The 21,598-nt window shown below is 56.9% G+C and carries 13 protein-coding genes and 1 pseudogene; 12 read left to right on the forward strand and 2 right to left on the reverse strand.

Annotation, left to right across the window (positions count from 1 at the left end):
* The first annotated feature begins 186 nt into the window (after positions 1–186).
* The 6 genes from AC6H0R_RS15205 (at position 187) to AC6H0R_RS15230 (ending at position 5,054) form a co-directional block, all read left to right on the forward strand.
* Positions 187–1,740 carry a hypothetical protein gene (locus AC6H0R_RS15205; RefSeq protein WP_497582215.1) on the forward strand — a complete coding sequence of 518 codons (1,554 nt, stop codon included), beginning with the start codon at positions 187–189 and terminating at the stop codon, positions 1,738–1,740.
* A gap of 58 nt (positions 1,741–1,798) precedes the next feature.
* Positions 1,799–2,014 (forward strand): hypothetical protein, encoded by a 216-nt coding sequence (locus AC6H0R_RS15210; protein ID WP_497582216.1) that lies wholly within the window; start codon positions 1,799–1,801, stop codon positions 2,012–2,014.
* A gap of 134 nt (positions 2,015–2,148) precedes the next feature.
* A complete protein-coding gene (locus tag AC6H0R_RS15215) occupies positions 2,149–2,514 on the forward strand; it encodes a hypothetical protein (RefSeq protein WP_497582217.1) in 366 nt (121 codons plus the stop codon).
* Positions 2,515–2,525: 11 nt separating this feature from the next.
* A complete protein-coding gene (locus AC6H0R_RS15220) occupies positions 2,526–3,518 on the forward strand; it encodes a hypothetical protein (RefSeq protein WP_497582218.1) in 993 nt (330 codons plus the stop codon).
* Between the two features lie 75 nt (positions 3,519–3,593).
* The gene (locus AC6H0R_RS15225) at positions 3,594–3,917 is read left to right on the forward strand and encodes a YkgJ family cysteine cluster protein (protein ID WP_497582229.1); all 324 of its coding nucleotides are present in this window, start codon (positions 3,594–3,596) and stop codon (positions 3,915–3,917) included.
* Positions 3,918–4,145: 228 nt separating this feature from the next.
* Positions 4,146–5,054, forward strand: a complete 909-nt coding sequence (locus AC6H0R_RS15230) for a helix-turn-helix transcriptional regulator (RefSeq protein WP_497582219.1) — start codon at positions 4,146–4,148, stop codon at positions 5,052–5,054.
* Between the two features lie 430 nt (positions 5,055–5,484).
* On the opposite strand, the gene AC6H0R_RS15235 is transcribed toward AC6H0R_RS15230, so the two are convergent.
* Positions 5,485–6,111, reverse strand: coding sequence for a DNA-binding protein (locus tag AC6H0R_RS15235; RefSeq protein WP_497582220.1), 627 nt, complete (start codon positions 6,109–6,111; stop codon positions 5,485–5,487).
* Between the two features lie 392 nt (positions 6,112–6,503).
* Here AC6H0R_RS15235 and AC6H0R_RS15240 point away from each other — a divergent pair, with 392 nt between their 5' ends.
* The 6 genes from AC6H0R_RS15240 (at position 6,504) to AC6H0R_RS15265 (ending at position 20,608) form a co-directional block, all read left to right on the forward strand.
* Positions 6,504–8,600 carry a site-specific integrase gene (locus AC6H0R_RS15240; RefSeq protein ID WP_497582221.1) on the forward strand — a complete coding sequence of 699 codons (2,097 nt, stop codon included), beginning with the start codon at positions 6,504–6,506 and terminating at the stop codon, positions 8,598–8,600.
* A 653-nt stretch (positions 8,601–9,253) separates the two neighbouring features.
* The gene (locus AC6H0R_RS15245) at positions 9,254–12,193 is read left to right on the forward strand and encodes an SNF2-related protein (protein WP_497582222.1); all 2,940 of its coding nucleotides are present in this window, start codon (positions 9,254–9,256) and stop codon (positions 12,191–12,193) included.
* 33 nt (positions 12,194–12,226) lie between these two features.
* Positions 12,227–15,289: a site-specific DNA-methyltransferase gene (locus tag AC6H0R_RS15250; protein WP_497582223.1), complete on the forward strand. Its 3,063-nt coding sequence runs from the start codon at positions 12,227–12,229 to the stop codon at positions 15,287–15,289.
* On the forward strand, positions 15,289–18,657 hold the full coding sequence (locus tag AC6H0R_RS15255) for a DEAD/DEAH box helicase family protein (RefSeq protein ID WP_497582224.1): 3,369 nt from the start codon (positions 15,289–15,291) through the stop codon (positions 18,655–18,657). The genes AC6H0R_RS15250 and AC6H0R_RS15255 overlap by 1 nt, the downstream gene beginning before the upstream one ends.
* Positions 18,658–18,671: 14 nt before the next feature.
* Positions 18,672–20,318, forward strand: a complete 1,647-nt coding sequence (locus AC6H0R_RS15260; RefSeq protein ID WP_497582225.1) for an NUDIX domain-containing protein — start codon at positions 18,672–18,674, stop codon at positions 20,316–20,318.
* Positions 20,319–20,353: 35 nt separating this feature from the next.
* Positions 20,354–20,608: a hypothetical protein gene (locus AC6H0R_RS15265; RefSeq protein ID WP_497582226.1), complete on the forward strand. Its 255-nt coding sequence runs from the start codon at positions 20,354–20,356 to the stop codon at positions 20,606–20,608.
* A gap of 721 nt (positions 20,609–21,329) precedes the next feature.
* Here AC6H0R_RS15265 and AC6H0R_RS15270 read toward each other — a convergent pair.
* A pseudogene (locus AC6H0R_RS15270) lies at positions 21,330–21,482 on the reverse strand (helix-turn-helix domain-containing protein); the annotation flags it as partial.
* Between the last annotated feature and the right edge of the window lie 116 nt (positions 21,483–21,598).

A 21,598-nucleotide genomic window follows, 5' to 3' on the forward strand; every position in this document is an offset into this window, starting at 1 on the left:
AACCTGTCCGGGACATAGCCTAAGATCGATGCACTCTCCAGGAAGCGCCCACCGAAAACATCTGAGCAGCCGCACAAAGTAGGCCATTTGACTAACATTCAGATTAGACTGAATCCCATAACATTCAGTGACGCGCGCAACGACTAAGAGCAATTGCCCCCGTCTTCACTTTCAGCAGGCAAAGCCATGACAACCAACCCTTCAGCAGATCAATACGCGAACGACAATGACAGTGGAACGGATATCACGCATGCAGGCGTCGCACTGTCCACCACCGAATCCATCGCGCGCTTCGGCAGTGCCAATGCTGAATACATCAAAGGCTTACGCGGCCTCGACAACGAAACCGGCCAGCGTTACGCCAAAGGCTTAGCCGACATAAGCACGCATAAGGTTAATCCGAACCCGACTGAAGCACCCAAGAACATCAAGCAACAGGCGGGCTTTTCCGCCGAGGTTGCCGCCACCAGCCGCGACAACGCCGAAGCCATCATCCAGGGTTCCAACATCCGCACCTTGCGCAGCGACGATCTTCCGCAATACGGGAAAAACCACAATGTGGTAGACCGGATTCAAGTCCTGAATGACGAAATCATTGAGGGCTCACAGGCACAGATGAAATTTGTCGGAAATCGAAACCAGCTGTTTGATCGTATAGCCAAGGAGGATGGAAAGTTCGCCCGCTACCGCGGAGTCAAACTAGAAATTCCTTCGGAGCAATTTGAAGGTGCAGAACAATATTGCCGAGAAAGAGCCATCGAGTTGCGCCAACAAGCTGAAGTGGTTCACCAAGGCGGCAAGCCTGATCTAGCTAACAAGTTCCGGCTTGAAGCCGATAACTACGACCGGCTGGCCGACGATGTCACAGACAGCGGTCTCACTACACAAGACGCCATCTTCTACCGCCAGCACCCCGCTCTCGCCACGGCAAGAGACATTGCTCGCACCAGCCACCGTGCGGGGATGGAGGGCGCGAAATACGGCGCCATCATCGGCTCCTGCATCTCCACCGTTCAAAACCTGCTCTCCGTCGCCCAGGGAAAAAAGGAAAAGAACGAGGCTGCAAAGGATCTGTTGGTCGATAGCGCCGACGCCGGCGTTCTCGGTTACTGCACGGCCTTTGCCGGCTCGGCCATCAAAGGAGGCATGCAGCAATCGGGCCGGCAAGGTCTACGCACACTGGCCAACACCAGCGCGCCAACTCTGGCGGTAAGCGTGTGCCTATCGCTGAGCGGCTCCATCAAGCGCTACGTCACGGGCGAAATCGGCGAAGCGCAGCTACTCGTCGAAGTCGGCGAAAACGGCTCAGGCATGCTCTCGGCCGGCATGATGGCCGCGCTTGGACAACTGGCCGTCCCTGTGCCCTTCGTTGGCGCAGCAATCGGCGGCATGATCGGCTACACCTTGTCCTCGCTTTTCTATCAAAGTGCGCTCGAGGCCGCCGAAGGCGCCGAACTTTCTCTCGAATTGCTCAACCGCACGCGATACATCGAGGAAGCCGCGCGCCGCCACATTGCCGAAGAACGGGCCCAGTTCGACGCCTTCGTATGCAGCGAAATACCTCAACTGCAGCAGGCGACACAACAGTTCTTCGCCAGTTTCGACACCGGGCGTCCAAGCGCTGACGCCGTCGCAGCGGCCATTGACCAGTATGCGGCCTTGCTTGGCACTGAGTTGGAGTTCCCGTCGCAGACAGCGTTTGACGACTTCATGGGCACCGACCGACCGCTGAACCTGTGAGCAAACGCTCACTCACCCCCGCACCTTCAACCCCATCAAAAACAAGACGCGAACCTCCATGCTGATCAAACTTCTGTCCGAATCGGACAAAAAGCACCTGCTCGAACTTGCCGAACTTATGGTCATTGCCGACAAGCCTTTGCTGTGGGACGGGAAGAAAAAAGACGAGGTCACCTCCGATACCGATTTCAACAAGGTCTCGATTCAGAAAGGAGAGCAGGAGACTGCGCTCCTTGCCGAACTGCAATCTGAATTCAGATCATCATCTTCGTGAAGGGCACTCGTAGATCAGCAATTTAATCATCCCCACATGGATTACCTCATTGTGACCACTTCCTGGAAACATCGGCGCCTTTAACCAAATATCAATCAACACCGGCTCTTCCACCGTTAAATAGGTAGAACACCATGTTTCAGATTTTAAGCTTCTTGAAAGAATTGAATGATATAGAAAACAGGCTTATTGAAAAAATAAAGACTTTTCCCATGCAACAAACCGAAGATCCTGCAGCCCGAATAGAGACCGCTGGAGAAGTTCTCAAAGAACTTCTCGAAGGTAAAAATGCCGAAAACCCTGCAGTTCCAAAGGTCATGCTGTTCGAACTCATGCTCATTGCGCTCTGCAACGGCAGCATCTCGAGCGTCCAAATGGCGCTTCTCAAACAATTTCAGAGCCATCACCAACTGGAAGACTTCATTTTCGATGACCTGCTGGAATGCGCGAAAACCTTGACCCAAGAGACCAGCAAGACCATTTCCATCATTCTCGAATAGGGAGAAGACCCATGCCAGTCCCCATCATCATCGGTGTCGTTGCAGGCGGTGCCGCGCTGTACGGCGCTTACAAAGGCATCAAAGGCGCCGCCGACCAAAGCAAGGCCAAAGACATCAACGACAACGCGCATTCCATGGCGGATACCGCCACCCGCGAGGTCGAGGAGCAACGCGAAACGACCCACGCCGTACTGCAGGACTACGGGGCGCGCAAGCTACGCGCCTTCAATGGCGTCATCGCCGACTTCATCGAAACCTTCGAACGGCTGAAGAACGTGGAGACCATTCGCACTCCGGAACTCGACAAGCTCAATGTCGGAGATTTCTCCAAAGGCACTCTAACCGGACTGAAAAATGACTACGCATTGCTCAAGAGTTCCGGCCTGGGCCTAGGTGCTGGCGTCGGCAGCGGCGCGGCACTGGCCTTTGGCGCCTACAACGGCACCATGCTGCTGGCGACCGCGAGCACGGGCACGGCGATCTCCACCTTGAGCGGCGCGGCAGCCACCAATGCCACGCTCGCATGGCTGGGCGGCGGCTCCCTGGCCGCTGGCGGTGGTGGGGTAGCACTGGGCACGATGATGCTGGGCGGCATCATAGCCGGCCCGGCACTGGCGATCTTCGGCCACATCGTGGGCAACAAGGGCAAAGAAGCGCTCAATAATGCACGCAGCAATCTGGAGCAAGCCCAAACCCTTCGCGCCGAAGCCGAGCTGACGGTCAGCAAGCTGGACGCGATTGGGCAAATCTGCACTTTGGCCAACAAGACCTTTTCGTTCGTCAGCACGCACCTACGCCGCACCGTCCACGACCTCAAGAATGCCATTGACGTCGAAGGGGCGGACTACCAAGCCATGACTCCAGAAAGCCAGGCAATTGTTTTCCGTTCAGTTAAGTTCGCTCAGCTCATCAAGGCCATGATTGACGCCCCGATTCTGGATGAAGGCGGCAATCTCGTCCTGTCCACGGAAAAACTACAGAAGATCAGAGAAGCTACGACATAAGACGCCACGCTATTTGTCCAAAAACAGCGGCCAAGGCGTATCGACGTGGTGGCCGCCCTGACCCCTCTTACCCCTATGCCTACGTTTTCGTGTCAGCAATGCGGACTGTGCTGCCAGCATGTTCACCTTTCGCAAGAAACTCATTTTCTTGATCGAGGCGACGGGACGTGTAAGTTCTACGAGCCGTCGAGCAAGCTCTGCGCAATCTACGACGACCGCCCGGATATCTGCCGCGTAGACCGGCAGTACACGCTGAACTACGCAAAGCTGTACAGCTGGGATGAGTATGTCGAGCTGAACCTTCAGATCTGTTCACACCTGCAACAGAAGCACAACACCTCCCAGGCGTTGAGAATCACAGCCCCGCGAGAACGTCTATATGCCATCCGGCCGGACTAAACACTGCCCTCCGGCATCTTATTGCCCAACCTCCTTAACCATCATCACTGGCTGTGGTTGCACCCAAACACCGCTTTCTGCATTCGGATTCGCCGTGGAACACGATGACACAACGGACCCTGTCCGCCCCTGCCTCCACGATGGACTCGATAGCGATGGGCGCACGAAGATGTTGCAACGCGCACGCTCCAATACATCGTGATCACTCCACTTTCATCACAAATTCAAATGACCAAACAGCACGACACAACCGTCATCCGCCTTGTGCAGGTATTGCAACGGCTCAATAACGGCGAAAAGCTTGACCCTCAAGAGTTAGCCAAAGAGTTCAATGTATGCCTGCGTACGATCCAACGCGACTTGAACGAACGCTTTGCCTATCTGCCGCTGGAGAAGCGCGATGGCCGTTACAGCATGGATACGGCATTTCTGGGCAGCGAGCTGACGTTCACGGACTTGCAGCGCTTTGCCGCTTTAGCTGGACTGCATGGCTTTTTTCCGGGGCTAGACAAGACATTCCTGCGAGAAATGTTCGACTATAGGCTGCAGCAAACGCTGCTGATTCACGGACATCAATTTGAGAGCTCCAGTGATTTCGCTGAAACGTTTCGCAGGCTGCAACATGCCATTCTGAAGCGACTTGAAGTGCAGCTTACCTACCGTCGGGATGATATCGACCGCGGCAAGTCGGTGCAGGCACATCCCTACCGCCTCATCAACCATAGCGGCGTGTGGTATCTGGCGGCGACGGATCAGGACGACGGCGGCAAACCCAAGTCTTACGCGCTTGGCAAGATTTCAGGATTGCGAGTACTCGAGGGCACGTTCATACCTGACGCCGCAATTCAGAGCATGTTGGAAGAGGAAGACAGCATCTGGCTGAATCAAGACAAGCCAGAAGCTGTGCTGAAAGTCGCGGCACCCGCTGCACAGTACTTTAAGCGGCGCAAGCTGATTGCAGGACAGAAATTCATCACGGAGCTTGAGGACGGCAGCCTCTTAATCTCCGGCAAGTTTGCGCACCCGAACCAGATCGTCCCTATCGTACGCTACTGGGTGCCACATGTACGTATCGTCAGCCCCGAGAACTGGCAGCATGCACTCGAACAGGAACTGCGAGCCTATCTGGATAGTTGAAACAAACCACCGCCAGCCTGCCCGTTCCAGTGACGCTCTGGACCGATGAATTGGTCCCACTTGTTGGCGGGCCCTTCAACATCGAACCACGACACACCACACACGGACGAAAAACCAGCATACGGTCACGTCCCTCACTAGGAAGCAAGGCTTCCAGAGCGCGGTCGATAGACGAATGGTCTGGAGCAGGACCGACTGACGTGAGAATCGAGTCATAGAGCCCCTCTCTCCACTCAGGCCTTAGTGGCCTGCGTCCTAGCTCTGCCCACAGCGAAGTCGCACAACCGAGCCTCCGCCCCTGCGAATACCGTGCAAAAAAGCCCCGCCGCGTTTCTCGGCTGGGGCTTTATAAAATCCTAGCGGCTACACTCGTGGCGAGCAACTTCGCCACCTTACTCAGCTGTGCGGAACAACAGCCACCTCTTCGACATCAAGAGCTCTTAATTGGCTTTTCAGGCTTGCGCGCCTGGAGCTCGGGCAAGCTAGCCAGCAACGCACTCAACTGCGCCTTCAAAGCGTCTGCCTCTCCGCGATAGCGCGCGGCCTCTTCAGACCTGACAGTCAGCACTTCCTGGCAGTCCCTCAGAGCGGCTTCAAGGCCAGCAATCCGGCCGACTTCAACGCGAAGCTGCGCCACATCAATCTCGGCTTGCTGCTGGGCGTTGGCTCGCCCACTCAGTTCGGCGTCCTGCTCTGAGACAACACGCTCCAATCGCCTGATCTCAGCGTAAGCATCTTGAACCTCTGTTCGTGCGGCAGCTTGAATCGCCGCAGCCTGTTGCTTTGCTTCAGTCACCTCTTCAGCAGCAACGCGAGACGCCAAATCCCAAGCACCGCATGCAAACCGTCTTGCGAGCTCCGAAAGCTCCTCGGGTAGAGCAACCGTCGAAAGTTGCGTTTGTTTCTCTCGCCAAAGCTCAAGATAGCGCTGAATCGTCGTATACGAACCAGCACCTAAGCGCTCCTTCAGTTTCTTCGTCGTTGGCTCTGTCCCTTCAGTTCTCAGCTCTTCAGCGACTTGCGCAACCATTTCTTCCGTTACCAATTTTTTGGGCATGTAGATCTCCAACAGTACGATTAGATTTTATCGTAATTATGATAATTATCGTAATTACGATAACAGTACACCGAGAGGAGAAAGCTGAGCAGATAAGTAAACAGTCCACCACTTGATGACACACGCTAAACCCGCGCACAGCATCACCCTCGGCGTGCAGCGCAAAGCTGCAGGGAGTATAGGAAGACGACGCCGAAGTTCGACAACGAGCAGCAACTGCGTGAAGGCAGGGCAAACAAGGGCTAAACCGCCCCACTGGAAGCGGCAGACCCAGTTCAGAAGCTCAGATCGGATCGTAGCGAAGCCACCAAGCCACTTCGTAGACCACACCACTACGGAACGACCACGCCTGCTACCGCGCTTATACGCCTGGCCCTGGGAAGTTTTCAGTCATGGGTTTTTTACACCCTATCAAACGCTCGCGCCGCTATACGCAAATACAGCATCCGCTGTTTTACCAGCTCGCGATAACGCTAATCAGAACCCCGGATTTTGATACAGGGGGTCAAATCATGAAAGGAAAAATCAATGATTTCAATGTGTTCAAAAACGTACGTTATGTCGGCAACTTGGGCGATAACGTTATCAAGGCAATCAACTTCGTCAGCGTGTTTGCGAGCTCCACAAAAATGGAGCTCTATATGCCAACCAGTTACACCAAGATCACCGAACTACTGAAACAATCCTTCTGCAGTAACGAGACCGAACGCTCAAACGCAACGCAGCAGTTCCGCAACCACATGAGCGCACTTAACAGCTACCTTGCGTTCCACGGGAAGACGCTCGAATCTAATGTCGGCACAGAACTAGGAAGCGGGTTCAACGAAAAACTTCGCGATTACCTCGATCAGATCGACGTCGCAGACCGCACACGAAAAGATCGTGCAATCCAGCTTCGACAGATCTACCGCCTCGCAGACGCGGCTGCGACCACCTCTTCGATTCCGTCCAACCGTCAGCCGGACTTCAGCGCAGAGATTCGCCGCCTGATTGCTCAGACTGGTCTCCCACCGAAGACTGTGGCCAAAAAGTCCAACGTTGACCCGGGCACCCTACAAGGATGGCTAAAGGGAGCAACGCCACGAGCTGACACAATGCCGTCGCTGCACCGACTCGAAGCGTACTTCGGCCTCGAACGCGACGCGCTTGCGAAATTGATTGAAAGGCCCGTCGTAACCAATCAGTCTGCTACCTTGACACCGTCTCACAGACGCCGGCTGGCAGAACGGACAAAGCACAACTTTTTTCTGCGCGAAGCTGAGTTGGGAGAAAACTTCAAAGCCGAGTGGAGCAGTTTGTTTGAATACAAAACAACAGCATTCCCTGCGCTTGAGCGTCAATCGCGCGGCAGATGGCGGCTGATTGCAGCGAACGTATCGAAAGCCCTTAGCGAATTCGCGACTAGAGGTCGGATGGTCTGTCCGTCCGCCGACAATGTCATCGGACGACTTCGCTGTTTCTTTGGGGTACTCAGCAGGCTGCCAGCAGACCAAGGCGGAATTGCCTGGACGGAGGCGCCCCCGATCACGCTCGCATGGTTGGCTCATCCGTCTGCGCTGAATTGTTTTTTGTCCTGGATGACAGAAAAGTCGGACGGAGTCCGCCATGGCGGGCACAAAGTGTTCGCCATGACAGTTTGCAGCCTGCTTCGACCGACCACAGGCTTCTTGTGGCAACAGCCCGAGATCTATCGCCAGCGCCTTCCCCGCGAATATCAGCCGGCCTCGGACGAAGCGTGGCAACAGATGTGCGCAAAGAGCTACAAGTTTTTGCGCGATTACACACGAGACTCAAACGGGATGAGCAGGAAGCCTGAAGAACCCATCAGTCATCTGCTTGCGCAGCCTGACCCTCTGAAACCGATTCGCGAAGCGATCATGAAGATCGAGTCTGACGCCGCGACCGCCAAGCCCGGGGGCATAGTCGAAGCAAGACTTAAGCGAAATGCTCTGCTGCTCGCTTTGCTCTTGTCGAACCCTCTGCGCGCCAGATCCCTGATGTCGATGACTTGGGTACCCAACGGACACGGCACGCTGCAAGGGAACCCTTCAGAGGGGTACCGTATCGAGCTTCAGCCGAATCAGTTGAAAACCGGAGACTCGCGCAAAAGCCGCGCTTACTCGGTAAAAGTCGCCGACTGGGTTAAGCCGCTGCTCGACGACTACCTTTGCGAATACCGGGACACACTACTCGCGGGCAGAACGAGCGATTACCTGCTCATCGGAGAACGAAGCGCAAGGATTTGGGCAGGCTTGAACAAGACCGTATTTAACCTGACTCGCCGCTACATCCCTGGGTCGCCGGGGTTCAGCCCCCATGCGCTCCGACATCTCGTTGCAACAACCTGGCTAAGAAATCACCCTGGTGACTTCCTGACGGTAGCCGAGTTGTTGAACGACAATCTCTCGACCGTTCTCGCAAACTACGCGCACCTGCGCCGCGACGACTCGTTTGCGCGGTACGAGGCCTATCTCGACACACTGAGTTGAGATGTCTCACTCCCGGGGGTTTCAGCTGCTCGACCGCAGCCTCCCCGGGATTTTCCCCGACAGATAAACCAAGATCGATCATACAGGCCTCAACTCACACCGAGGCCCGCCCCAATGCTTCACGCCATTTGGCGGCGAGGTTCTCGTTCTGCTGCAGGATTTGCTCAATGGCGCGCTCGCCTACCTGCACACGCTCCTTGGGACGACGGTTCTACAGGCGTCACTCCCCCTTCTCCTGCCCAGCTACCACGTTTGCTTCGCACGCCCCTCGACCAGCACCCCGCGTTTGATCACTGCCGGCGCTGACTCCTCGTCTTAGAAGATCAAACGGTCGAAAGTTTAACGGCGCCCACACTTCCAAACTTCCAAACTTCCGTATGCGGTCGGTCTTTAGGTCGAACATCTACGTTCTGCACTATCCTAGGGCTCTCTTGAACTATCTGCCCGATTCCCATGCCCCATAACCCGAACGGAAACGGAATCCCCACAATCGAAGCAGTTGCCGAGCACCTCACGGCGAAGGAACTGACAAGCCGCCCGCTCAAGGGCGCGAGGAGAATGGCGGCCTTGGATGTTTTCGAGGCCCAGCGGATTAGGGCAGTGAAGATCTTCAATTGGTCAGCCAACCAGGTAGCAAGCGCGGAGGGTGTCAGTTGATCTCCGCCTACCACGCCAAGTACTACGCCCACGAACTGACCCGGCGCCATGCGGCCGATGGCGTTGACCGTCTCTCTCAGTCGCTGTTCGATGCCAGCGTCGATCTGAACCCACATCAGATCGAGGCAGCGCTGTTCGCCTTGCGCAACCCGTTGCAGGAGGGCGTGCTGCTTGCCGACGAGGTCGGCCTGGGCAAAACCATCGAAGCAGCCCTCGTCATTTGCCAATACTGGGCTGAGCGCCGCCGCCGACTGCTCGTGATTTGCCCTGCAAGCCTGCGCAAGCAGTGGGCTCAAGAGCTGCACGACAAGTTTGCAGTGCCTACCGCAGTGGTAGATGCGGTATCTCTGCGCAAGCAGTCGGCCGGTGACATCCTTGCAACCTTGCAGCGCCAAGTCGGCAAGGCTGTGGTCATCATGTCTTACCAGTTCGCCGCCAAGCTGGAAGCCGAGCTACGCGCGGTTCCGTGGGACGTTGTAGTCATCGACGAAGCGCACAAACTGCGCAACGCTCACCGCGCCAGCAACCGTATGGGGCAAGCGCTCAAGCGCGCACTGCAAGGCCGCAAGAAGCTGCTGCTCACGGCTACTCCGTTGCAGAACTCACTGATGGAGCTCTACGGCCTCTCCACGCTCATCGACGAGCACCTGTTCGGGGACGAGGCAGCCTTCCGCAAGCAGTTTATGAACAGCGGAGCGGGCACGGATGAACTCCGTGAGCGGCTCGCTAGCTTCGCCAAGCGCACACTGCGGCGGGACGTGCTGGAGTACATCAAGTACACCGAACGAAAGGCCCTCACCCAGCCGTTCAACCCCACGGACGACGAGCAAGCGCTGTACGAGCGCATCTCCGCTTTCCTGCAAAAGGAAGACTCTTACGCTCTGCCCAAGCGGCAGCGCCATCTCACGGCGCTGATCTTGCGCAAACTACTGGCGTCCAGCTCCCACGCCGTCGCTGCCACGTTGGTCACCATCCGGGAGCGCCTCCAAGGCTTGCTCACGGCAGACAAGACGGAAGACGATGGCAGTCAGCTGATCGAACAGCTCATTGCCGAGGACGACCTGGAGCAGGACTATCTGGAAGACGAGGCCAGCGAGGCCGAAAAAGACTCCGAAGCCCCTACGCTTGCGCCACGCGAAGATGGCAAACCAGATGCTGCAAAGGATGCCAACGCTGTACGCGTGGCCATCCGCGCCGAGATCGCGGAGCTGACTGCCTTCGTCGATGCAGCCCAAGCTCTGCAAACCGATACCAAGGCGCAGGCGCTACTCAAGGCGCTCGCAGCCGGCTTCGGCAAGATGGCCGAGCTGCGCGCACCACGCAAGGCAATCATCTTCACGGAATCCAAGCGCACACAGGAGTACCTGCACCGCTTCCTCTCAGCCAACGGCCACGCGGGCAAGTTGGTGTTGTTTAGCGGCACCAACAATCATGAAGACTCCACCGCCATCTACCAGCGCTGGCTGGAAGAGCACAAAGGCACGGATCGCGTCACCGGCTCGCCGCAGGTAGATCGCCGCACCGCACTAATCGACCACTTCCGCAAAGACGACGGTAGCGGCGCGGAGATCATGATTGCCACCGAAGCTGCCTCCGAAGGCGTCAACCTGCAGTTTTGCGCGCTCATCATTAACTACGATCTGCCGTGGAACCCCCAGCGCGTCGAGCAGCGCATTGGCCGCTGCCACCGCTACGGCCAGCGCTACGACGTCGTGGTCATCAACTTTCTCAACACCCGAAACCAGGCCGACCAGCGCGTGCTGGAACTGCTCACCGAAAAGTTCAACCTGTTCTCCGGCGTGTTCGGTGCAAGCGACGAGGTGCTGGGCCGCATCGAAGGTGGGCTCGACTTCGAGAAGCGCATCCTCCAGATCTACGACACCTGCCGCCAGCCCGAGCAAATTGAAGCCGCCTTCAATGCCCTGCAATCGGAACTGGAAGAAGTCATCGCCGACCGCATCAAAGACACCCAATCCCAGTTGCTGGAGAATTTTGACGAGGATGTCCACGACCGACTCAAGCTGCGATTAGACGAGGCCGAAGCCCGGCTCGACAAACTGGGGCGCTGGTTCTGGGGGGTTACCCGCTATGCGCTTAACGACTGTGCTCACTTCGACGAGCAGTCCTACGCGTTTTCTCTGAGCAGGCCCCCAACGGGAGTTGCACAACTAGCGCCTCCTGGCCGCTATCAGCTCATTCGCGGTGCGGCACAGCCAGACATGCTCGCTCACGCCTACCGCCTCAGCCACCCGCTGGGGGAATGGAGCATTGATGCCAGTCTGCATGCGGCTACGCCCACCGCCGCCTTGAAGCTCGACTACAGAAACCATGGCGCACGCGTCTCCGTTGTCGAGAAACTACGCGGCAAGTCAGGCTGGCTGACGCTGGCGCGGCTGCAAGTCACGGCCTTCGAGACTACCGAAGCGCTGCTGTTCTCCGGCCTCACTGACGATGGTCAGGTGCTGGATCAGGAAGCCTGCGAAAAGCTCATGGCCATTCCTGCAGCAGGCAAGCCCACTCCATTGAGCACCAACGTACCCGACGCCCTGCTGGCCAACAGCCAGCGGGCCGTCGCCGCTACCATTGCAGAAGTTCTGGAAGCCAACCAGCGCCTCTTCAATGAAGAACGCGACAAACTGGAACGCTGGGCCGATGACAAGCTGCTGGCCGCCGAGGAGGCCCTGAGGAACACCAAGGCGCGCATCGCCCAGTTGAAGCGTGACGCACGCAAGGCCGCCACTTTGCAGGAACAGGACGCCATCCAGCGCGAGCTATCGGAACTGGAGCGCAAGCAACGCCGCCAGCGGCAAGAAATTTTCGCTGTCGAGGACGAGATCATCGCAAAGCGCGACGAACTGATTGCCTCGCTCCAGCAGCGCCTGCAAGAAACAACAAGCAACGAGACCCTGTTCAGCTTGCGCTGGCAGGTGATCTAACCCGATTCAAGCATCCCGAGATCAGGGCAAATCATGACCAACAAACACAACCCCAAATTCCAGGAACTTGTCGCCAAGCTACGCGAAATCTTTCAGATCGACCGCCCCGAGCTCGACTTCGGCATCTACCGCATCCTCAACGCCCGCGCGGGCGAGATCAATGACTACCTGCAAAACCGGCTTGCCGAGAAGGTGCAACAAGCGCTTAGCAGCGGCAACGAGGCCCAACGCGAGCAAGTGGCGCGCGAGCTAAAGGAAAAGGAAGCCCAGTATCAGGCCGACGGCATCAACCCGGACACGGTGCCCAAGGTGCAGGAATTGCGACAGAAGCTCGCGCAATACAGCGCCGGTGCCAGCGAACACGAAAACGCCGTGTTCTCGCACCTGCTCACCTTCTTTTCGCGCTACTACGAAAGTGGCGACTTCATCAGTCAGCGCCGCTACAAGGGCGACACCTACGCCATCCCCTACGCGGGCGAAGAGGTGATGCTGCACTGGGCCAACAAGGACCAGTACTACACCAAGAGCGGCGAAAACTTCAGCAACTACAGCTTCAAACTCGAAGACGGCCGCACGGTGCATTTCCGTCTCGCCGCCGCCGACACCGCCAAGGACAACCGCAAGGACAACGACAAGGAACGTCGATTTGCCCTTGTGACGCCCAAGGCCGTCACCCGTGTGGATGAAAACGGCGACGAGTTCGAGGAAGAGCTTGTGCCAGTGGAGGAAGCATCGGGCAGTGACGGCAACCAGGAGCTGATCATCCGCTTCGAGTATGCCGCCCAGCCCAAAGGCACCAAACAGGAAGCACTCATCACCAAGGCAGTAGAGGCTGTGCTGGCGGATGGCTCCGTCAAGGCCCGCTGGTTGGCACTGGGCAACCGCGCGCCAACCGAGAAGAACCCTCAGCGCACCCTGCTGGAAAAACACCTGAGCGACTACACCACCAAGAACACGGCGGACTACTTCATCCACAAAGATCTGGGTGGCTTCCTCCGGCGTGAATTGGACTTCTACATCAAGAACGAAGTCATGCATCTGGATGATGTGCAGAACGCGAGCGCGTTCGCGGACATCGAGAAGAACCTACGCATGATCCAATGCCTACGCAGCATCGCGCTAGAGCTGATTACCTTCCTGGCGCAGTTGGAGAATTTCCAGAAGAAGCTTTGGCTGAAAAAGAAGTTCGTTGTCTCCAGCCACTACTGCATCACGCTGGATCGGGTGCCTGAAGCGCTGTGGCCGGAGGTGGCGGCGAACGAGCATCAATGGGCGCGATGGAAGCAGCTGGGCGTCTGGGATGGCGAGACGCCTGGGACTTTGGAGGACCTGAAGGCTGCACCGTATCGGATGTTGGATACAGCGCTCTTTACGCCTGACTTCAAATGTCGTTTATTGAGCAACATCCCAGATTTGGATTCCTGCACGGATGGATTGGTTATTCATAGCGAAAATTTCCAAGCCACAAGCCTATTGAGAGAACGATATCGCAATCATTTGACATGCGTTTATATCGACCCCCCCTACAATACTGGAGGAGATGGGTTTGCATACAAAGACGGATACGCACACTCAAGCTGGCTTGCGTTAACGGCTGATCGGATATCCGGAATTCGTTCTCTTATGTCGAGCGACTCTGTGTTCTTTTCATCCATAGATGACAACGAAGCACATCGCTACAAAGCTTTACTCGACGCGCAATTTTTTGCTCACAATCACATAGCGGATATTGTCTGGCAGAAGCGATATGCGCCAGATGTTCGGAAAGCCATTAGCGACGCACATGAATATATTTTCTGTTACGCAAACGACACCGCATCGTTTAAATCGCGCCGCAGAAAGCTTCCGCTTGGGGACGCGCAAACCAAGCAGTTTAAGAACCATGACAATGATCCGAGAGGCCCTTGGAAAGCAGATAACTTTACTGCACAAGGATTTCGTCCGAACCAAATGTACCCAATTACCGTACCCTCCGGCCGAGTTGTAACTCCACCAGCAAATCGTTGCTGGGGCTATACGGAAGAGGTATATAGAAAATTTCTGGCAGAAAACCGCATGTATTTTGGGAGAGATGGAGATGGGGCTCCAGCGGTAAAACGATTTCTGAGTGACATGGACGGAATGGTTCCATGGACATGGTGGAACCAAGAAGATGTTGGACACTCCCAAGATGGACTTAAAGAGCTAATGAAGCTCTTTGGAAGGGAAGCCGAATCGCTCACCAATCTCACAGCAAAGCCCGTTTCTCTCATATCCAGAATCATCTATATATCTACTACTGAATCGGGCATAGTAGCGGACTTCTTTGCTGGATCCGGAACAACCGGGCAAGCCGTTTTGGCTGAAAACCGAAGAGACTCTGGAAATAGAAAATACATACTTACCGACAAGAATGAGTATTTCGATACCATCTTGACGCCTCGCATGCAGAAGGCCACTTACTCTTCTGACTGGAAGGACGGCAAACCCGTTAATCCTGAATCGGGCATATCCCACTGTTTCAAAGTCCTCAAGCTCGAAAGCTACGAAGACACCCTGAACAACCTGCAGCTGCAACGCACGTCCGCGCAGGGCGATCTGCTCAACACCCTGCCGCAACAAGCCAAGGACGACTACCTGCTCAACTACCTGCTGGAGGTGGAAAGCCGTAGCTCGCTGCTGTCGGTAGAGGATTTCAAGAAGCCATTCGACTACACCCTCAATGTGGCCGTAGATTCCGCGGGCGCGTTCGAGCCACGCAAGGTCGACCTGATTGAAACCTTCAACTACCTGATCGGCCTGCGCGTGAAGCACATCGACATGCAGCCTTCACGCGGCTTTATCACCGTCACCGGCACGCTACCCAGCGGTGAAAGCTGCCTGGTGCTTTGGCGCGACTGTGATGTGCTGGATTACGAAGGTGTCAGCAAGCTCTGCGACAAGCTGGCCATCAACCCGGCGGACAACGAGTTCGATGTGGTCTACATCAATGGCGACCACAACATCCCCACCGTGCTGACACAGACCGCTGAGGAAGGCGGAGCCACCCGCGTGCTCAAGCTACGCCAGATCGAACCGGAGTTTCAGGAACGCATGTTCTCTGTGGAGGACATCTGATGGCACGCGCAGCAAAGCCAAAAGGGAAAAAGCGCAGCTTCCATCAGGAACTGGTACTCAACCGCTGGGTACTGGGTTTCTTTCAAGGCGGCACGCTGGCGGCACTCAAGATGCGCCTGGGCGACGACCGCTTCGAGGGCATCGACGAGGACGGCCAGACCAAGTTCTTTCATGAGCTGATCCGAGGCTTGTTCGACCCCAACAAGGTCCCCGAGACCGACCTGCGGCGCTACGACTTGAACATCGTCGCCCACTGGCAGGCCATCACTGCCCAGCGCAACAAGCTGGAGGGCCATGAGTTGCAGATGAAGTACTTCCAGTACCTCTCGCTGCTATTCACCGAGCTGTATCTGGACTGGTACTTCAAGCACCGCCAGGACTTGCTTGATGGCCTGAATGAGGAAATGACACGCTACCGCACCGAGACCGGCGCGGAGCCTTTCCGTGACTTCGAGGCAGACGACCTGAACAAGATCGCCTTCTGGAACGCCACGGGCAGCGGAAAGACACTGCTGCTTCACGTAAACATCCGCCAGTATCTGCACTACTTCCAAGCCGGACGGCACGACCACTATCCAAGCAAGATCATCCTGCTCACGCCCAACGAAGGTCTGTCGCGCCAGCATTTGGAAGAGCTGGAGCTGTCCGGCTTTGGCTTTGCACAGTTCTTCAACAAGGCGCAGTCACCCGCACGCGGCTCCATTGAGATCATCGACATCAACAAGCTGGGTGATGAGATGGGCGACAAGACAGTCGCCGTGGATGCCTTCGAAGGCAACAACCTGGTACTGGTGGACGAAGGTCACCGCGGCACAGGCACCGCAGCAGGCGCCTGGATGGCCCGACGTGACGCGCTGGTGCGGGGTGGTTTCGCCTTCGAGTATTCCGCCACGTTCGGACAGGCAGTAGCCAAGGGTATGACCGTGGCAGAGGCGGAAGAAGACATCCAGAAAAAGCGCTCCAAGATGCTGTTCAACACCACCAGCCTGCGCAGTCTGGACGACGAGCAGAAGGGGCAGTTGGCGCTGTCGGCAGAGGACAAGCGCCGCGCGCGCGTAACTGCCACCCGCGAGATTTACGCCAAGTGCATTTTGTTCGATTACTCGTACAAGTTCTTCTACGAGGATGGCTATGGCAAAGAATCGCTGATCCTCAACATGAGTGGCGAAGCCTACGAACAGACCGACAACGCGCGTAAGTATTTCACTGCCTGCTTGCTTGCGTACTACCAGCAGCTTTGGCTGTGGAGCACGCACGGTGACAAGCTGACCGATTTCAACATCGAAAAGCCGCTGTGGGTCTTCGTGGGCAATACGGTGTCGGGCGAGGAGTCGGACATCCTGGAAGTGGTGAATTTCCTCGCCGACTTCTTGAACAGCGACGCGCAGATCAAGAGTTGGCTGGCCGATTTAGTTGCCGACAAGGCGCAGATTCTGGACGCCAAGGGCAACAACATCTTCAGCGGGCGCTTCACACCCTTGATGGGCTTCAGCGGCCGCGTGGACGAGCTGTACGCCGACATCTTACTGCGTGTGTTCAATGCCTCCGCCCGTCAGCGCTTGAAACTGGTCAACATCAAAAGCAGCAAGGGTGAGCTAGCATTGCGCGTGGGCGATGCCGAGCCCTTCGGTCTGATCAACATCGGAGACGACGCTGGCTTCTTCGGGATGGCCGAGGACGCAGAAAACTTCGACAGCGAACGAGACGACTTCGGTGGCGCACTTTTTGGTACGTTGAACAACAAAGACAGCCGCCTGAATGTGCTGATCGGCTCGCGCAAGTTCACCGAGGGCTGGAACAGTTGGCGCGTGTCCACAATGGGCCTGCTGAACATGGGCCAAGGTGAAGGTTCGCAGATCATCCAGTTGTTCGGGCGCGGGGTGCGGCTCAAGGGCAAGGGCTTCTCGCTCAAGCGCACCTTGTCGCAGGACAGCCCCAAGGGGGCTCATCTGGACAAGCTGGAGGCGCTGAACATCTTCGCCGTGCGTGCCAGCTATATGGCTGCATTCAAGGACTATTTGCGCGAGGAAGGCATCACGCCCAGTGACGAACTGCTGACGCTGGACTTCGAGACCAAGGCCAATCTGCCCGCAAACAAATTAAAGACCTTGGCACTGAAGGATGGCTACAAAGACAATCAGAAACTAGGGTTTAAGCGCAAGGTGTTCCCTGAGCTTTACACAATTCCCGAACAGTTCATTGACGAAACCACCGGCAAACCCAAGATCAAGCTGCCGCATGTGGTGCTTGACCTATATCCGCGCGTCGAAGCGCTATCGAGCAAGGACAAAGGGGTCACCCCCACGACGGAAGCTCGCAGCAAGGGCAAACTGAATCAGACGCTGTTCTCCGCCTTCAACTGGGATCGCATCTATCTGGCCTTGCAGGATTACAAACTGCAACGCAGCTGGAGCAATCTGCGGCTTGAAAGACAAAGGCTGATCGACTTCTGCTCCGGTGCGCAGGATTGGTACACGCTGTTCATTCCCGCTGCGGAGCTGAACGTGAGCACCTTCGCAGACATCCGCAAGCAGGAAGACATCCTGCTGCGACTGCTGACGGACTACACCGACCGCTTCTACAAGGCGCTGAAGACTGGCTATGAGGGCCAGTTCTACGACATCACCCACATCGATGAAGATCACGGGTCGATGCTCAAGCTTTACCAGTTCGAGATCGAAAACAGCGACGACGGGCTGGAGTATCAGGCGAAGCTGGAAACGCTGAAAAAGCTGGTGGCAGACGGCAAGATTGGCGAGGCGAGCCAATGGAACGCACCGCACATGGTGGCTATCAGCTTTGATCGGCACCTGTACTACCCGCTGCTGGCGTTGGAAGACAAGGATGCTGTGCCGCTGAAACTGCGTCCGCTGGCGTTTGACGCGCCCAGCGAATGGGAGTTTGTCCGCGACCTGGAGGCGTTCTACAACTCCAGCGAAGGCAAGGAAGCGATTGGCCCACGCAGTCTGTATCTGCTGCGCAATGCGGATCGGGAAGAAAAAGGACTGGGCTTCGCGTTGGCGGGCAACTTCTATCCGGACTTCCTGCTGTGGCTGGTGGACGATACCAACGGCAAGCAGTGGCTGACCTTCGTTGATCCAAAGGGTCTGCGCAATCTGGACCTGTCACACCCCAAACTGGGCCTCTACAAGGAAGTGAAGACGCTGGAAGCAACGTTGGCTGCGCAGGCCAGGACCGGGGAACCACCGCTAGTCCTGAACGCTTTTGTCCTGTCACCCACGAAGTTTTCTGACCTTCTCAACGTAGGCGATCCGGCCAAGAAGGCAGACCTCGAAAGCCGCAACGTGCTGTTCATGGAAGACGGGGGCAACAGCTACTTGAAGAAGCTGTTTGCCGCACTGGTGTGATTGAGGAAGGCTTCATGCAATTACCTACCGCAGACAGTTATGGTGGTGTTGTGGTCAGTGGCGGGGGCAAAGTTCTGCTGCGTGAACCGACCAAGCACCATGGTGGATACGCGTGGACCCTTGCCAAAACCGAGGCCAAGCCCGGTGAGTCGCCTCGCGATGCTGCCCTTCGTGCCGTGCGTGAAAAAACTGGCTACGACGCCGAGATCCGCATCAGCATACCCGGCGTCTTCAATGGCTCGTCCTCCAGCACCTGTTACTACGTGATGGACGCCAGGCACCCGCCCTCCTCCCCGAACTGGCAGACCAGCGGGTTGCGTTGGGTGACATTCGATGAAGCGCGCGACCTGATTCGGCTGTCTTCAAACACCGACGGTAGCGCCCGCGATCTGTCCGTTCTGAACGCAGCGGCAAAGGCTGCCGACATGATCCCCTACAACGAGCATCCCAGTGTCCAGCCAGAAGACTGGCCGGAGCTGAAGTCCATGCCGGCACGGCACACCGTGCTCCGCCCACAGCTGCGCTTCAGCCCGGATGAGATGAAGCGCATCCAGCGCGGCTTCTTCCCTACGGTAATGGAGCAGAAGTGGTTCCTGTACTTCATCGGAAACAGGCTCCGCATGCACCGGAGCTGGACGGGTTTTCTGATCTTCGACGTGGGCTTTGCCTCCGACGCGCAAGGCGCCGCCTGCGTAACCGAGGTGATCGCAAATCGAGAGTCTCGAGAGTACGGCTGCACGGATGACGCGGAAGATCTGAGGCTGTTGAACGACATCATCCGATACCACCTACTTGAGCAGCTGGACGAACCCGCAGTCGATGGATTGGTGAAGGCGATTGCCTTGGCCAGCCAGCCGAAGTACCTCGGCTCGCCAGATGTCGTGACCGCGTTGGTCAAAGAAGTATTCGATGTTGCCGTTCGAGCCATCGCTGATGAAGCGACCGAAGATGACTTTGTCCAAGCAGTCGAACAGGTGGCCTTAGCCTTTACCGAGGACGACGCCGGCTACACCCGTATGCCGGGCTGGCACAGCGCCGAGCAGATGGGCGCCAACGTAAAGAAGTACCTGCTCGGTAGCGACCCGGGAGAAGACCTTGCCGAGATCATCCGCCATGGCATGGCCGCAGTGCTTGCCAAGCTGCTGGAGATGCTTGGTGACTTCCTGAAGGACCCTGCAGCCAACTGGGAAAATCATGCCCTGGTTCAGCTCAACGCTGCCCATCAGTTCGTGGTGGCAGTCATGCTCGGCACAAACACCGTGAAGTTTGGCGAGAGGACCTTGAGCGACTTCCGCTGGGTGCCAGTCGCGGTCGGAGCGCAGACGCAGGCCATCCTTGAAGTTGCTTCAGAGAGCGGCCAACTGACGCTGTGCGGCATTCAGTCGCCCAGCGGCTGGCAGTTTCGCATTGAGGCCCATACGGCCTCTCAACCGGTCATCGAGGACATCTCCAAGCCATCCCATCACCCCTGGGTCGATACATGGCGCAGCGCCCTGAAGCAGCTCGACACCTACCACTGGACACAACTGCAGGCGGTGGCGGTGCATCCTGAGTTTCGCGAGCGGGTCTTCAAGGCGCTCAAGACCCGGCAGAAAAAAGGGCTCATCATTGATTGGGAGCGGTGGGCAGATGTGCTGCACATCCTCGAAGACGAAGCGTAAAGCCGATGCGCGGGCGCCGAAGGCGGAGGGCGGGCATGGAAAACAGAAGATTCAGCAGTGTTCAGGAGCTCGAACAGGATATCGAGCGCGTCGAACTCGAGATCCTCTGCCGTGCGGCTACGGAGTTGGACGCTCTCCGCAACGCCCCCGGCCGTGCTGAGGAATGCAGAAGGCTCAAGCGCATCATCCAGCGTTCGCTGGTGGCGCTAAAGCTCGACAAGCAGCAGGAGGACGGCACACTTGATCAGCGGGGAGAGCAGCAATCGTTTTGGCTGGGCATGCACCCCTGAGCGTATGCCCGACGGAGAGAAGCGGCAAAAGTCACCACGAAAACTGTTCAAGACAGCGCGGCTCATGGGCCCCAAAGCAAAGTTTGCAGAGCTCGTTGCGCAGCTCAACAAGCCCGAGGTGATAAATAAAATTTTGCACACCCCCGCTACGAACGGTCAGATATGAAAGCTGGGACCGCCTCGCTAAATTGCGATGGCAAAGAATTGCCCGGGACAACCACGCTCCCAAAATCACGTCTCATTTTGGGATGGGGCTTCGCCCCCTCGCTATAGTAGGCGCTCTGCAAGTAAGCAAATCAGCGAGCCTCCCCCTACGCTCAAGCTGCAATCTCTCCCATTGGCTCATCCAGCTCAGTTGTTCCAGGGAGACAATGTCAGGGTGGTGGGATGAGCCCAGCCATCCTCAGCCAACAGCGGCAAGGATAGGCCTTCAGACTCAACCCCCACCCTCGCCACAATGGCAGGTCTGGAGCCGACTCACCCGCCAGCCGTTCGTCCCACAGGCGCTAGCTTCGCCACCTGTTCCCGGTTCTCAGAGACTTTCCCGCAGTCCGGTGTATCCCCTAGTCGCTGCCGTTCATAACCCCGACCAACTAGGCGGCAGTCTCCGGGGCGCTCTACGGTGAGGCGCATGTGCCGTTTGACTGCAACCCTGTATAGCTCGGTTGTACATAAACTCGATAACTTCTTACGACTTTGGCTGGCCGCGCACATCCGCCGGCTACGGACTGAGCAGATCGACAAGCGGCACTTCCAAAGCTACGGAGAGTTTCTCGATGTTGTCGAGTGAGATGTTGCGCGCCCCACGCTCAACGTGAGCTACGAACGTGCGATGCAGCCCTGCCCGGAAAGCTAGTTCTTCCTGCGACCAGCCTCGCTCTGACCTGCCCCCAGTTTTAGTACCGCTACCTACTTAGTAGGCCCTGGGGTTGAGATGAATGTTTCTTCCTTTTCTTGCTGCTTCCCGGCGCGCCAGTTGGCGGCAAACTC

The organism is Pseudazoarcus sp. NS36 (assembly GCF_059703705.1).